The organism is Paraburkholderia ultramafica (assembly GCF_902859915.1).
In the GTDB taxonomy this organism is placed as follows: domain Bacteria; phylum Pseudomonadota; class Gammaproteobacteria; order Burkholderiales; family Burkholderiaceae; genus Paraburkholderia; species Paraburkholderia ultramafica.
Map to the genome: position 1 here is coordinate 79,387 of NZ_CADIKK010000008.1, position 13,867 is coordinate 93,253.

A 13,867-nucleotide genomic window follows, 5' to 3' on the forward strand; every position below is an offset into this window, starting at 1 on the left:
CATCCCGACGTCGCGTGCGACCGCTCCAATCCCCATAGCGATACAGGTTCCGGCCGCACCGGGACACTCCGCGGTTTCCTCCATCGGGGTTTGTACGACGCCTGCCCGCATGCGCCTGTGGCGCGCGCCCATGTGCACGGTCAAGGGCAGGCATCCTACAAACCTAAACAGAAGCCGACATAGTGCTGCCCCGGATCGAAGGACGCCTATGGGTCGCCAAGCGCCGGTCGCGGGCGTCCCGGTATCTCTGTTCGCGCCGGGTGCGCGAAGTCGAAGCACCCGCGTCCTGCCCCAAAGCGCAACGTTGGCGATAACTTTTCTTATCTCAACAACTGCATTTCGGGAGGTAACTGGCCTCACGCCAATCGAGCCGGTCCGTCGCTCGGCCAACGTCGAGTCACGAAAAACACATCGGTTGCAATGAGAATTACTCGATAAGTCAATGCAGTACAGAAGATTTCCCGGCATTTGCGATGCGAAGTGACGAATCTAATTCTGATTGAGGCGAATTGACACTTTCATTTCGTTCGGAGTGGAAGCAAAACTGTCACAGTAACGCCGCTTTCCCGCATCGCGCCATGCTGCGGGTGGTGACAGATTTATTGCGCTCTGCGGTTCTGATCGGGACTGGATTGCAGTGGCCCGTCAGGCCCTAAAAGCCGGGAGGGGGCGGCAAGGGTAGGCCGGGTGGGGGGGGTGGCAGCGATGGCAGGGATGGCGGGGACGACAGGGACGACAGGGGCGGCAGGGACGGAGGGGACGGAGGGGACGGAGGGGACGGAGGGGAAGGCAGCTTTGGCAACCCACCTACGGGCGGCTTAAGCATATTGATAACGGATTTGAGCTTCTGGGCGATGGCCTCGGTGACCGCCTTTTTCGCTTCGTCCGCGAGCGCCTCGCACACGGCACGGATGATCTCGGGCGGCGTGGCGCCGTTTGTGGTCGCGCCGATATTGGCGAGATGCAGCGGAGGCAGCGGTACCGTAAGCGCGCCTCCGGGCAGGTGAATGTCAAGTGAGAGCGCGCCGCCCATGACGGTGAGGTTGCGGATGATGACCTTGCGCGCGTTGCTGCCGGCCCGGATGGCGGCCGGGGTGGCGGAATAGGCTTGGGCTGTGTTCTTGATGGTCTCCAGGTTGCTGGTGGCGGTGGGACTTTGCGCGTTGTAAGTAATCTGCGGCGCGATGACTGTGGCGGAATCAACAATGACAGGGCCGCCGCCGAGAAGTGAGCCGCTTTCCACCTGCAAGGCGATACGGTCCACCACTACGGCGTACGGCGAAGAGAAACCAGTGGGGTTGCCCACGGTAAGTCCATCAAGCGCGCCCACGCCGGTGAAGGGCGAGAATTGGACGCTACCCACGAGCACCTGCGTCTGGGTCGCAAGGGCGCCTTCCGTCTCGATGGCGGATTTGATGGATGGTTCGAACCGGGCGAGCAGGGTCCACAGCGCAATAGCGGCCACGGCGAGCAGGGTGGCAATGGCAAGTCCGAGCGTTTTTGGCATGGTGTTGGGTGATCCATGAAAGGCGGCGGCCCGTCCAGACGCGCGGCCGTGTTAATCAGCAGTCGCCAATATTGACGACAGAAGTGGCTTGGAAATGGAAAAATGGGAAGGCGGTCTGAAGGACCAACTACAACACGGACTTAATGAGTTGAATCGGCCTGCAATTGTAACCGGGCCATGTGCTCGGTATAAACGGCAAGCGGCGTTTTCCAACCGAGGGTTTGCCGGGGCCGCGTATTGAGCGACAGCACGATGGCGTCGAGCTCTTCCTGCGAGTAGATCGACAGGTCCGAACCCTTGGGCATGTATTGGCGCAGCAAGCCGTTGGTGTTCTCGTTCGAGCCGCGCCGCCATGGACTGTGCGGATCGGCGAAATAGATTTGCACGCCGGTGCGCTCGGTCAGGATCTTGTGAGATGGGATTCTGGAAGGGGGCCGGAATGCTGGCGAAGGCAGCGTGGACGCACGCCAGGATCCGCACTAACGAAGACGACCTGGGGGCCCAAGCCAATGAACAAAACTAAAGTTGTGTCTACTGCGTCGGAAATTTCAAGGAAAGCTGTAACTTGGTGTGCGATTTCAACCAATGTTGTGTCGCAATAGCGGGGCAATGCGCTACGCAGTGTTGTCTGTTGAGCCACCGTCCAGACGCACGTGACCTGGCTTTGACAGCATCGGACAAGTTTTGCAGTATCCGCTGTGCTGCGGCCGCCGCTCCGGCGCGCGATGATGCACTGATGTGTCGCGGTGTCGGCCTTACGCCCAGCTGAAGGTCATGTCGGCCATCGAACAGTGCCGCAGCGCGGCGCTGGGTGGACATGTGTTGCGCTGTTCCGGCTGCGCAAAGGTGGAGATCGCCTATAACTCGTGTCGTAATAGACATTGTCCAAGGTGCCAGGCGAGCGCCGCACACCGGTGGCTCGAGGCACGTCAGGCCGACCTGCTGCCCGTGGAGTATTACCACGTCGTCTTCACGCTGCCCGCTGCGATCAGTGCGATCGCCTGGTACAACAAGGCGGTGCTCTACGGGCTTCTTCGCTAATCTTGGGCTGTTCACGATGTCCGAGGCCTTTCGATTGGCGCGCCAATCCCGATGTGGAAACAACTGACTGGAGAGCCCGTCGCGGGAAAACTGCACACCGGGTTCGGAGGGAGGGGACGGCGATCGCCGTTTCCTACCCCTATCCTACAAACAGAAACGGCCATTTGAGCCGCGCGGCCTCGTCCGGCGAGTCTCGTCGGTCTTTGCCGTCAGTGCAACTCGGACATGGACACTGCCTGCAATTGTTCCCTTCTGTTCGGCACTAGGCAAAGCGCGTCGGGTCACACTGCGACACGCGGCAACCCATTAGCGTTCCTTAATTGAAATTAGAAAAGTTAGCTTTTCTCGTTTCAGTCGGGGCGGCACACTGGCGCCATCCGACTCTTCATGTCCCCGATCCGACCGCCGCGATTCGACTGATCCAGTGGACCGTTCCGTCGACCCCGTCTTTGCAACTACGCAAGGTCAGGAGGCACCATGGCTATTTATATCGGGATGCTTGCCAAGTTCTACAGCGCAATTCATCATCGTCGTGAACCGGTCATATACGCGTCCACGATAGATGCCAGCAACAGACTGGCACTCTATGCAGCGCTTGCTGACAATCCGTCGTCAGCAAACGAGCTTGCAAACACAACCAAAACAGAATTGTGCTGCGTGCGCGAGTGGCTGGACGATCTCGCCGCTTCTGGCTGTCTCCAGTACGATGCAGCTAGCCAGCGGTACTGGATGACCGAACAGCAGGCATACGCGCTCGCCGACAAGGCTGGTAATGCTTTCGTCAAAGGCGCATTTGCAACTTGGCGCAAAGCGAAGCTATTCGCGAGATGACGCAAAACGATCGATGCCTTGTCGCGCGTTGGGCCGCCCGTTTCCAATATTCCATATTTCGACACTGAAATCCTCCAAAAGCGTTGCTGGCCAGCGCGGCAAATCAAGGAGCTGATTCCGATCTGGAGCTCGATGGACCAGCAATCGCAAGCGAATCAGCCTCGAGCTTCCGTAACCGATGTGAAGCAGTCATTGGAATGACGGGTTTTCGCATTACGCGAAGAGCAACTATTGGCCGCACACGGAAGTCCGGTCGCCGAGGGCGATTGCCAGTCAGAACGCACCGTCGATTTCCGTAGCCAATCCACTCGAGCCGTTGCGTCCGGCGCCAAGTCAATGGCCGTTTGCAGTCGCTTGACCTGCGGCATTCGCCGCCACCCTTTACCTTACGAAGAAACAACATGAAAGCATAAGGATGAAGGGAATCTGCCTGTAACGATATTTAGTATGAAGAAAGTGTTCTTGCTGCCGTTAACCCTATACATGAAGCACCTGTCGCATCCCGGGCCGGCCGTCTGGATGTGCGGCCGGACGTCAAACGCAAAGGGAAGATTAGCCATGCAATGTCTGAAGGGCTAGGGGCTACCCGGCTCGTCCCGTGCCTTCCAGCAGCCATGGTTATTCCCGTCGGAGCGGGTGTCTGCCGACTCCTCGAGATACGCGGTGAAAACGCCCGCTCGCCCGGTTCCGCGGCTACGGGTTGACTAGCGTGTGCAGAAGCCTGCAGATGGGGGTAAACCTCCGCGCATGTGTCTCGGCCACCTTAGCCGAGACACATGCGCAAAAGTACATCGCGACCGGCATTGCCGACTATCTGGCGACGCGCGGGCGTTGCTCGATCTATTTCTCTGTTCCGTTTTTTTCACATCGACGAAGCGAGCTATGAATATCGGCAATATGAAACTCGGCGCCAAACTAATCAGCGCCTTTATCCTGGTATCGGCCATCAGTGCCATCGTCAGCGTGATCGGTGTCCGCAACATGGCACAAATCAGCGCAAACGCAGACACGACCTATCGATTGGATCTCGTGGGGCTTAACCTCATCCAGCAGGCGAACGCCGATGTGCTGAGAGTCGGTACATATCTACGCAATGCCATTCTGGCGTCCACTGCCGAGAAGCGGGCCGGCTCTCTGGCCCAGGCTGAAAAAGCCCTGGCCTCGGCGCGTGAGCACCTCAACCAGGCTGAGCCCCTCGTCTATACCGAGAAAGGGAAGGCTACCTTTGCCGATCTCGATCAGAGTTGGCACGACTACATTCAGGCCTTCGATGAAATGAAAGGCAGGATTAGCGCCGCCGGGCTACAGGATCAAGGTGGCCTGACAGATTATCTGTTGGGCGAATACCATAAGAAGGGTTTCAAGACCCTGGTTCTAATGGGCACTCTGGTTGATGTGAAACAGGGCGACGCACAAAGAACGGCCGGATCTAACGACAAGGTGTACGACGACGGCCGCAATCTGATGCTTGTTCTGGTGGCCTTGTCTGTATTGATCAGTGTGGGAATCGGCATGTGGATGGCGCGCAGTCTGACACGCCAGTTGGGGACCGAGCCGGCGACAGCCGCCAACCTGGCCAGAAGCGTGGCAGCGGGCGATCTCAGCATAAACATCGATCTCCGGCCCGGCGACACGAACAGCCTCATGGCATCGCTGAAGGCGATGCGCGATGCCCTGTTGCAGGTCGTGACGGAAGTCCGCGAGAACGCCGAAGGGGTGGCGACCGCGAGTGCGCAGATCGCGCAAGGGAATCTGGATCTATCGAGCCGTACGGAGGAGCAGGCAGCTTCGCTCGAAGAAACCGCCTCCAGCATAGAAGAACTGACCGCCGCAGTCCGTCACAACACGGACAACGCGAAGCAGGCAGCAACCCTCGCCGGCACGGCCTCCAGCATCGCGCAGCAAGGCGGCGAAGTCGTCGGGCAGGTGGTGGAGACGATGCGCGAGATCTCCGCAAGTTCAACCAAAATGTCCGAGATCATCAGTGTGATCGAGGGAATTGCCTTCCAGACCAACATCCTCGCGCTCAACGCCGCAGTCGAGGCGGCGCGCGCCGGCGAACAGGGACGGGGCTTTGCTGTCGTCGCCGGTGAAGTCCGCGCGCTCGCCCAGCGCAGCGCCAGCGCCGCAAAAGAAATCAAGGATCTGATCGCGGACTCGGTCGGCCGGGTGGAGGCAGGTTCGACCCTTGTCGAGCGCGCGGGCGGTACGATCAATGAGATCGTCGTATCGGTGAAGCGCGTAACCGACATCGTGGGCGAAATCTCGTCGGCGTCGCAGGAACAGAGCACCGGCATCGAGCAGGTCAATCAGGCGGTCAACCAGATGGATCAGGTAACCCAGCAGAATGCCGCGCTGGTGGAAGAAGCCTCGGCAGCGGCCCAGTCGATGGCGCAGCAGGCCCAGAGCCTGCGTGAAGCGGTGGCCTTCTTCAAGGTCGACGACAGGCGAGTACTTGCGCCAGGACCGAATACACGCCGGAACGATCCACGTCGGGCGACTCCGAAAATTGAGGCGTCCTCTCCCGCCACGTTGACAAAGCCCATCACGACGCCAGTCCATACAGCTAGTGGGAGTACCTCGGTTACGACCAGCGCCAGTGAGAGTCTCGACTGGCAGACATTCTGAACGGATCCGAGCATTATTCAAGCCCGACCGACAAACTGTAGTCGAACGGAGCGAGGTTCGCGATCCACGCGCGCCGCATGATCGATAACACCTCGCAGGTCCCGCCTCAGCCATTGGGGCAGTGCATGCGAGCGACGTTGTAGCCGGGGACGCGACTACTCACGGATGGAGACACGGGCCCGTTCCACGCGGGCTCGATGAAGCAGCACGAGACGCGACTGCAACTGGCGTGCAGCGCGTTCAAGGCCTCTCGCTGTCTCCACATGCTGGTTGTCGCCGGCCTCGTCACTTCGCCCTTTCCAGGGCCACACGCGACGAGCGGATGAGAGATAGTGAGATCCGATTAACGGTTTCTGCTCGGATCGCACTCAAAAATATGGAATCACACGCTCCATTGAACGTATCGAAAACGGTCGTGAAGTCGTTGGAAGTTGCAAAAATCGACCACGTTTTTTTGGTCCCGGGAAAGATGATCTATCCGCTGCTGGATGCGATCGACAAATCGCCGTCGATTCGCGGAATCGTCTGCGCTCATGAGACCAGCAGTGCTTTTATGGCCGACGGATATGCGCGGGCCAGCCGGAAATTTGGCGTATGCGTGGGGATTTCCGGACCAGGTACCATGAATTTCGTACCGGGTATGGCAGCCGCTCGCGCAGACCGGATTCCCATGCTCTATATTGCCGGCGGTGTCTCGTCGCGCGTGGAGGGCAAAGGCGCGTTCCAGGATGCTACTCTGAGTGGCATTTTCGAAAGTGGCGTAGTTAGAAGCCTAGTGGTAAATGTTATCGAACTTAAGAACAAGGACAATCTTCAAGCCGAAATGCGCCGTGCGACAGACGGTCTGAACTGGATGCGTCGGGCGCAATCTTTCATCAGCATTCCTGTTGATGTTCAACAGCAGGAAGTTCTGTCCGGTCAGGACATATCACGGAAATCATACGATCATGATGTGTTCAATGCATGCGAGGTTCCAGCGGATCGCGCGGCGTTGGATACCTTGTGCCACCAGTATTTGCTTAAATCGAAGAGAGTCGCTTTTCTGATCGGCAGCCGCGGCAATGACGCGGAAACTGCAAAGGTCCTGCTCGACGTGGCCGAAAAATTTCGCATACCCGTTGCGACCACCCTGTCTGGAAAGGGCGCGTTTCCTGAGGATCATATCCTTTCGCTCGGCGTGTACGGATTCTCGGGCCACTCGCGGGCCGTCCGCGTGATCAACTCGGACGAGCTCGACGCCCTCGTTGTGTTTGGCAGCGATTTGAATCAGCGCGATAGCATGAATTGGACCGAGAAGCTGACTGCCCGGAAGGACTTGATCATCTTCGACGACAGCTTCGACGCGCCCGCGATGGGGCATGTCGCATGCGGCAGAATTTTCTCCGGAATTGGTGCCACATTCCGCCTGCTGTCCCAGATGGACACGGACCACAGCGCCGACTTTCACACGGTGTTGGCAAGAAGAAATGCATGGATCGCCGAGGTTCACCAGACCCCTTTGTACGACCATCAGTTCGAGCAAACCGGTGTTCGGGGGGCAGGCGGCGATATATCGCTTTATCCAGGAGACATCGTCAAGCGCTTGTGCGAACTCCTGCCGCAGGACACCAACGTTGTCGTGGATTCCGGCGCTCACCGGATATTCATGGCCCACTACTGGCTCTCGTCGGGCATTGGCAACTATTTTTCATCCAGCTCCCTCGCGCCGATGGGTTGGGCAATCGCCGCCGGGATCGGTATCAAGCTTGCCGCGCCGGAGCGCCCGTGTGTAGTGGTGACCGGAGACGGATGCATGCTGATGCACGGAACGGAGATTCAGACCGCGGCCCGATACAGGGTGAAGATACTTTACGTCGTGCTGAACAATTCTGCGCACGGCGCGGTCCATATTGATGCGATCAGAAACGGCTCCATTCCGGAGCAGTTCAGCAAGCTCCCGTGTCATGACTGGAGAGCTTTTGCCGCTTCGATCGGCGTCGCGGCGCGCATGGTCGACCGCCTCGATGACCTGGGAGATGCGCTGAACGAGGCGTCGCGATTTGACGGTCCATTCCTGATCGAAGTGTTGACCGGAGTCTTTCCGGCACCGAATCGGTACTACGCGGAATGCGCGGCTTGTCCGTGAGAACGTACTTGGGGTTCTGCTGCAATATGGCGGACGGGGTGCCGTCCGAGCAGCGGAACTGCAACGCCCGGCCGACATTCCTCCCGAGCTTGGGCTGACGGAGTTGCATGCCGTCGCATAGCATCCGGATTAGCGGTGCGGGCCGCTTCCACGTTTGCGGAAAGGGTTGAACCGCCGAACAATCCTCAAGATCACTTGGACCGGCAGGGCCGATGGGCGAGGGGCCGACGTCTGGGTGGAACAGACACTTGAATGTCCGTCTGAGCGCTGGACCGGGCGACCGTAACTGGCCGGACAGCGACCAATGGCCGATCGCCGTCCGGCGGCTCCATTTAAACTTCCGTCTGTTCCGCCATCTCAAGCGCATCGTCGACCTCGATGCCAAGGTAAGCTCGGATGATCGAGCGGCGAAAGCATGCGTGCTTTCGCGACCACAACCATTGCAGGATTCAAATCGAATCCAATCGCACGATGGCCCAAGTCCAGCGCAGACTGCGTTGTTGTGCCACTTCCGTTCCACGGATCAAAAATGATCGATTCCGGTCGAAGCTCCAACGACGTTAACAAATCGTGAACAAAGGAATTCGAGAATCCCGCATAATATGGAAAGATCCGGGCTTCTTGTTTTGTGCGCAAATCCTTATAGAGTTTCGGATTTGATATTGTTATGTCCTCGACAGGAATTGGGGCGCGTCGCATGCGATTGCTGATTTATAAAAACGGTTATTGAGCAGGTCCGCAGAGAGCGTCACTCGCCGGACAGTCTCACGCGTCCGTGAGTTTAGCAGTTCGCGGAAAGCCAGCCGACGCCAATCGACCAGCTAGCGCTATGACGTGCTGAGTTTCGTCCGTTTCTTTTCCCACGTTGCAAGATCGTCACTCGCGATGATGACCTTGCGCGAGCCCATGCGTAGTTCATCGGGACCATCGCCTGCGTCGCGCAACTTGTAGTAGAACGCGCGGCTGATGCCGAAGCGCTCGCAGAACTGCGCAATCGTCACATAGTGATGGACGGGCTGATGGTTTGCTGCCGGGTCCATGATGTCCGCCGTTTCGTAAATCTGTTCTGACCGTACCTCGTGCGCGGTCGCAGGTCATTATCCCTGGATAGCGTTACCTTCTCGGCCCAGCTTGGTAAGCATGGCGCTGGTGAGCGAGAGACCACGCAGATGGGAGCTTCCCGGCGGTGAGAGGCGCAGCAGCTCATTGCGGCGCAGGCCGAGTTCCTTCACACGCTGAGGTGAGAGCGTGAAGTACTTATTGTTTCCGGTGACGATGCCACGGGTGCCTGAATGCAATCAGAAGGATGCCACCCAACGACGTCATTGACGACGCTTGCGGCGCGCGGAACAAGGAAACTAAATTGCAACCTCAAACAGGTATAGCGGCGGCTCAGCATCGCCGCAGCTTTTTTCGTGTGGATTTTCTTAGCCTAGACGAGCAAGCAGGCTTTCGGGGTTGAGGTGCGTATATCGTTTTAACATCTGCATGCTGCGGTGGCCTGTTATCGAGGCGACCTCCATCGGGTGCAAACCCTTTTCAAACAACCGTGAGGCTGCTTCATGCCGCAAGTCATGCCAGCGCAGCGTTTTTAGCTCGGGATCCTCGATGCTGGCAGTTTGAATGACTCTTTTCCAGACACAAATTACTGCGTTCGAGGTTGTACCGAATATCCGTCCACGGAGTTTCGCGGGGGCGATGTTTCCTGGGCCGTGTTGCGAGCGAATGATTCTTACGTCGGCGCCCTCGGCGATTGCTGCCAGGTGACGAAATATGTTGATCGCGCGGCGGGAAAGCGGTAGCGCGGCTGGTATGCCTTTGTTGTCAGCACCACGTGCGTCAGGTGGAAACCTGAGCATGCGACTATCCAGATCGAGCCACTCCCATCGCACGCTGAACAGCGCGCTTTGACGCAAGCTCGTCTCGATGACGAGTTCGAACGCCGGGGCGGCCCACGGGTTTCCGCTGGCCGACAATAGCCCGTGTAGTTTTTCGAACTCGCCGAGGCGTAGGCGTCGGTCGCGCGCCAGGCTACCGGAGGGCTTGCGAATGTTGTTTAACGGATTCATCAAACCCTCCATTCCCCATTCCTTCCGCGCAACCTCAAAAAGATGGCTGATGATCTGCAGTTCGAGCCGGATAGTGTTTTCTGCTCTGCCGGCGGCACGGCGCTGGTCGCGATACTTCGCAAAGTCGGCGCCGCGCAAGCCGGCGAGAGTGCGATGGGATAAGTCCTGATCAAGCCACCGTTGAATGCGACGGTTCTCTTGGTATGGATGGCGCTTCTCTGGGACGATTTCGCGTTGGTAACGCCCAAGTGCTTCGCGCAAGGTGGTGCGCTCGGACTCCGACCGATCGAAGTACAGACCAGAGTCCATCTCTCCTTCTAATCGACGAGCCCATTGCTGCGCTTGATGTTTTGTATCGAACGTACGGTAGACAGGCTTGTAGCCCCGGCGGCGGATTTCGGCGCGCCAATAGATGCCCCGCTGACTGATGTATGCCATTTCAAGCTCCAGAGATTTTTTTTGAATGCTTGGTCTGGATTCTCGAATTCCGGCAGATTTCCGGCAAAGGCCAGTTTTTGACGCCGCCACGCGTTGGCTATAGACGAAAAAAAAGCACTGCGATCGCTCGCAAGTGCTTGATTTTCAACTGCAAAATTCGGTGGTGGGGCGTGAGTGACTCGAACACTCGACCTACGGATTAAGAGTCCGCTGCTCTACCAACTGAGCTAACGCCCCCAACAGAAGGGAAATTATGCAGTAACTTTTTGAGCTTGCCAAGCCCCTTTAGCAGATTTCTTAAAAACATTTACGTCGGCCAGTTCGAGCCATCTCTCGATAGCGCCGCGATCGTGAAAAAGGCGCGGCCTTCATCGTCCCGGTATGATGTCGCGGACACCTCGCCGCGTGAAGCGTCATGCGGCTTTCGACCGGGAACTGCCATGGATGACAAAGAGACTATCGAGTTACTCAACCGCATCCTCGCGCCTTGGGTCCGTGCACTCACGCTGACCCCGGTCAAGGCCGACGAAGAAAGCGCGACGCTGCGCCTGCCGTTTTCCGGCGGCCTGCGCCATTCCGGCGGCGTAATCTGCGGGCAGGTGTTCATGGCAGCCGCCGACACGGCGATGATCGTCGCCATTTCGGCGGCGCTCGGCGGCTTCAAGCCGATGAGCACGGTATCGCTGAACATCAACTTCATGCGCGCGGTTCGCAAGGGCGACGTGCTGATCACCGCGCGCGTGCTGCGCATGGGCCGCAATCTGGTGTTCGGCGAAGTCGAACTGTTCGATGAAACCGGCAACATGGCCGTCCACGCGACCACCACCTACGCGCTGCTCGACTAGAACGGGCGGCAAGCCGCATTTGAGGAAAAAGCCAGGATGTTCGATCAGGTCGTATTCGCCGGCGGCGGCAATCGCTGCTGGTGGCAGGCGGGGTTTTGGGATGTGGTGCAGCCCGAGCTACATGTCCGGCCGCGCGTCATCACCGGCATTTCGGCCGGCGCCGCCACCGCTTGCATGCTCTACACGCGCGATTCCGACTGGGTAATGCGCTATTACCAGGACGCGCTGCGTCACAACACCCGCAACGCCTACTGGGGCAACCTGCTGCGCGGCGAGTCGGTGTTTCCGCATTACCGGATCTACCGGCAGGCGCTGCTCGACATCTACGGCGAGAAGTTTTCGACGCTCGCCGATGCGCCGGAAATCCGCATCGGCGTGTCGCATCTGCCGCGCTGGCTCGGTGCGCGTAGTGCAGTCGCCGCGGGTCTGATCGCGTACAACATCGAAAAATACGTGCGCAAGACGCTGCATCCGACGCTGGGTCAGACGCTCGGCTTTCATCCGGAATTCGTGCGCGCGCAGGACTGCGCGAGCGTCGAGGATCTTGCGGATCTGATCCTGCAATCATCGAGTACGCCGCCGTTCACACCGGTTCTGCGGCGCAACGGCCGGCCGGTGCTGGACGGCGGGATGGTCGACAACGTGCCGGTCGGCGCGCTCGACGCCGACGCGCCCGGCAACGTGCTGGTGATGGTCACGCGTCTTTATCCGCGGCCGCAGATGTTCGTCGTGCCGCATGGGGTGCAGCAACGGCTCTATGTGCAGCCGTCGCGCAAGGTGCCGATTTCGAGCTGGGATTACACGAGTCCTTCGCAGATGGTGCACGCGTACAACCTCGGCCGTGCCGATGGCGAGAGCTTTCTCGAGCGCGTGCCCGATCTGCTGGAGGCTGGCGCGCACGAAGCGCGCTGAGGTGAGGGGCGGCGTGGACTTCTGACACCGCAATGGGCGCGGCCCGCCGCGAGCCGCACGCCAACAAGACTCGTTGCGCGGATTAACACGCGGAAGACAGCGCCCTGGCTGGCCGCCGGCAAGCGTCGCCGCAAGCCAGCCCAGCGCCCGAACTTACCGCCGACGCCCGCCCTGCAACGCTTCCGGGTTCGCCACGCTGGCCGTATCGCCGGCGTCGAAAGCCAGAATGTTCTTGAACGCCGCGGTGAAATACTGCTCGTAGCTCTCGCGTTCCACATAGCCGATGTGCGGCGTGCAGATCACGTTTTCCATCCGCAGCAGGCTGTAGCCTTGCAGAATCGGCTCGCTTTCGTAGACGTCGATCGCCACCATCCCCGGACGGTTGTGCGACAGCGCATTCACCAGCGCGTTTTCGTCGAGCAGTTCGGCCCGGCTCGTGTTCACGAGCAACGCGGTCGGCTTCATGCGCATCAAGTCTTCCTGCTTGACGATGCCGCGCGTGTCGTCATGCAGACGCAAATGCAGAGATAGCACATCGCTCTGCTCGAACAGCGCGTCGCGGCTCTCGGCCACGGCATAACCGTCGGCACGAGCAGCTTCACGTGAATGCTCGCGGCCCCAGATCAGCACGTTCATCCCGAACGCTTTGCCGTAGCCGGCCACGATGCGGCCGATCTTGCCATAACCCCAAATCCCCAACGTCTGACCGCGCAACACCTGTCCCAAGCCGAAATTCGGCGGCAGCGCCGACGTCTTCAGACCGGACTGCTGCCAGGCTCCTTGCTTAAGGTTAGCTACGTATTGCGGAATGCGGCGCTGCGCCGCCATGATGAGAGCCCACGTCAACTCGGCCGGCGCGATCGGCGAGCCGGTGCCTTCCAGCACGGCGACGCCGCGTTCGGTACACGCCGCGAGATCGATGTGGCTCGACACTTTGCCGGTCTGGCTGATCATGCGCAAACGCGGCAACTTGTCGAGCAGTTGCGAGTTGATGCGGGTACGTTCGCGAATCAGGACGAGCGCGTCGACTTCGGAAAGACGGCTTGCCAGTTGGCCGAGACCGCGGACCGTGTTGTTGAAAACTTTGACTTCGTGGTCGACCAGCAATTGAAAGCAGTCGAGCTTACGAACGGCGTCCTGGTAATCGTCGAGGATGGCAATCTTCATGGTATGTGTCTTGCGGCGCACCATGGCGGTGCGGAACGGAGTGTTATGCTGACTGTCCCACCATGTGACTTAGGTCACATGCCGGTCTGGCTGGATGTCTTACCGTAGAAACTGCTGCAAAGTACGGCAGCGCCACGGTGAGGCAAATTGAGATCGTTTTTAGCAGTTTGTTGCGTGTTGAGGCAAGCCGCTTTACAGACGGTTGCAGAAGCCCCGTCAGCAGGGCGCCTCCGCTCGGCAGGCTGGATGGCCCAGGATGACCTGCGCAAGTGCGCGTCGGGGTGGTCGAAACCTCGGCGTGATG

Annotated in this window: 11 protein-coding genes, 1 tRNA gene and 2 pseudogenes; 6 read left to right on the top strand and 8 right to left on the bottom strand. The window is 59.1% G+C overall.

Annotated features, from left to right (window positions below; translation table 11 throughout):
- Positions 1-652 precede the first annotated feature (652 nt).
- Both HV744_RS10620 and HV744_RS10625 read right to left on the bottom strand, forming a co-directional pair.
- Positions 653-1,507, bottom strand: coding sequence for an AsmA family protein (locus HV744_RS10620; protein WP_175149459.1), 855 nt, complete (start codon positions 1,505-1,507; stop codon positions 653-655).
- A 140-nt stretch (positions 1,508-1,647) separates the two neighbouring features.
- A pseudogene (locus HV744_RS10625) lies at positions 1,648-1,920 on the bottom strand (IS30 family transposase); the annotation flags it as partial.
- Positions 1,921-2,245: 325 nt separating this feature from the next.
- On the opposite strand from HV744_RS10625, the pseudogene HV744_RS10630 reads away from it, so the two are divergent.
- The 4 genes and pseudogenes from HV744_RS10630 to HV744_RS10645 form a co-directional block, all read left to right on the top strand.
- Positions 2,246-2,542: pseudogene (locus HV744_RS10630) on the top strand (IS91 family transposase); the annotation flags it as partial.
- A 483-nt stretch (positions 2,543-3,025) separates the two neighbouring features.
- Positions 3,026-3,379, top strand: a complete 354-nt coding sequence (locus HV744_RS10635; protein ID WP_175149460.1) for a hypothetical protein — start codon at positions 3,026-3,028, stop codon at positions 3,377-3,379.
- Between the two features lie 882 nt (positions 3,380-4,261).
- Positions 4,262-6,007, top strand: a complete 1,746-nt coding sequence (locus HV744_RS10640; protein WP_175149461.1) for a methyl-accepting chemotaxis protein — start codon at positions 4,262-4,264, stop codon at positions 6,005-6,007.
- A gap of 376 nt (positions 6,008-6,383) precedes the next feature.
- Entirely contained in the window at positions 6,384-8,132 is a 1,749-nt protein-coding gene (locus tag HV744_RS10645; RefSeq protein ID WP_175149575.1) for a thiamine pyrophosphate-binding protein, read from the top strand.
- Positions 8,133-8,489: 357 nt separating this feature from the next.
- On the opposite strand, the gene HV744_RS10650 is transcribed toward HV744_RS10645, so the two are convergent.
- The 5 genes from HV744_RS10650 to HV744_RS10665 all read right to left on the bottom strand — a co-directional run bounded on the left by HV744_RS10650 (position 8,490) and on the right by HV744_RS10665 (position 10,876).
- Entirely contained in the window at positions 8,490-8,831 is a 342-nt protein-coding gene (locus tag HV744_RS10650) for a DNA methyltransferase (protein ID WP_175149462.1), read from the bottom strand.
- A 128-nt stretch (positions 8,832-8,959) separates the two neighbouring features.
- Entirely contained in the window at positions 8,960-9,172 is a 213-nt protein-coding gene (locus tag HV744_RS10655; protein ID WP_175149463.1) for a helix-turn-helix transcriptional regulator, read from the bottom strand.
- 57 nt (positions 9,173-9,229) lie between these two features.
- The gene (locus HV744_RS38675) at positions 9,230-9,430 is read right to left on the bottom strand and encodes a hypothetical protein (RefSeq protein ID WP_484555891.1); all 201 of its coding nucleotides are present in this window, start codon (positions 9,428-9,430) and stop codon (positions 9,230-9,232) included.
- Positions 9,431-9,559: 129 nt separating this feature from the next.
- Entirely contained in the window at positions 9,560-10,639 is a 1,080-nt protein-coding gene (locus HV744_RS10660) for a tyrosine-type recombinase/integrase (protein WP_175149464.1), read from the bottom strand.
- 161 nt (positions 10,640-10,800) lie between these two features.
- Positions 10,801-10,876: transfer RNA gene (locus HV744_RS10665), tRNA-Lys, on the bottom strand.
- A 203-nt stretch (positions 10,877-11,079) separates the two neighbouring features.
- Between HV744_RS10665 and HV744_RS10670 the strand changes: the two genes are divergently transcribed.
- Together HV744_RS10670 and HV744_RS10675 are read left to right on the top strand one after the other, a co-directional pair.
- Complete coding sequence (locus HV744_RS10670) at positions 11,080-11,484, top strand: PaaI family thioesterase (protein ID WP_175149465.1); 405 nt, start codon at positions 11,080-11,082, stop codon at positions 11,482-11,484.
- Positions 11,485-11,520: 36 nt separating this feature from the next.
- Positions 11,521-12,396, top strand: a complete 876-nt coding sequence (locus tag HV744_RS10675) for a patatin-like phospholipase family protein (RefSeq protein WP_175149466.1) — start codon at positions 11,521-11,523, stop codon at positions 12,394-12,396.
- A gap of 153 nt (positions 12,397-12,549) precedes the next feature.
- On the opposite strand, the gene HV744_RS10680 is transcribed toward HV744_RS10675, so the two are convergent.
- On the bottom strand, positions 12,550-13,563 hold the full coding sequence (locus HV744_RS10680; RefSeq protein ID WP_175149467.1) for a D-2-hydroxyacid dehydrogenase family protein: 1,014 nt from the start codon (positions 13,561-13,563) through the stop codon (positions 12,550-12,552).
- Positions 13,564-13,867: the final 304 nt, after the last annotated feature.

What these genes read in the sequence shown, in the direction of transcription:
- HV744_RS10620 (WP_175149459.1), bottom strand. Translation starts at nt 1,507, where the DNA reads ATGCCAAAAACGCTCGGACTTGCCATTGCCACCCTGCTCGCCGTGGCC.
- HV744_RS10635 (WP_175149460.1), top strand. Translation starts at nt 3,026, where the DNA reads ATGGCTATTTATATCGGGATGCTTGCCAAGTTCTACAGCGCAATTCAT.
- HV744_RS10640 (WP_175149461.1), top strand. Translation starts at nt 4,262, where the DNA reads ATGAATATCGGCAATATGAAACTCGGCGCCAAACTAATCAGCGCCTTT.
- HV744_RS10645 (WP_175149575.1), top strand. Translation starts at nt 6,384, where the DNA reads ATGGAATCACACGCTCCATTGAACGTATCGAAAACGGTCGTGAAGTCG.
- HV744_RS10650 (WP_175149462.1), bottom strand. Translation starts at nt 8,831, where the DNA reads ATGCGACGCGCCCCAATTCCTGTCGAGGACATAACAATATCAAATCCG.
- HV744_RS10655 (WP_175149463.1), bottom strand. Translation starts at nt 9,172, where the DNA reads ATGGACCCGGCAGCAAACCATCAGCCCGTCCATCACTATGTGACGATT.
- HV744_RS10660 (WP_175149464.1), bottom strand. Translation starts at nt 10,639, where the DNA reads ATGGCATACATCAGTCAGCGGGGCATCTATTGGCGCGCCGAAATCCGC.
- HV744_RS10670 (WP_175149465.1), top strand. Translation starts at nt 11,080, where the DNA reads ATGGATGACAAAGAGACTATCGAGTTACTCAACCGCATCCTCGCGCCT.
- HV744_RS10675 (WP_175149466.1), top strand. Translation starts at nt 11,521, where the DNA reads ATGTTCGATCAGGTCGTATTCGCCGGCGGCGGCAATCGCTGCTGGTGG.
- HV744_RS10680 (WP_175149467.1), bottom strand. Translation starts at nt 13,563, where the DNA reads ATGAAGATTGCCATCCTCGACGATTACCAGGACGCCGTTCGTAAGCTC.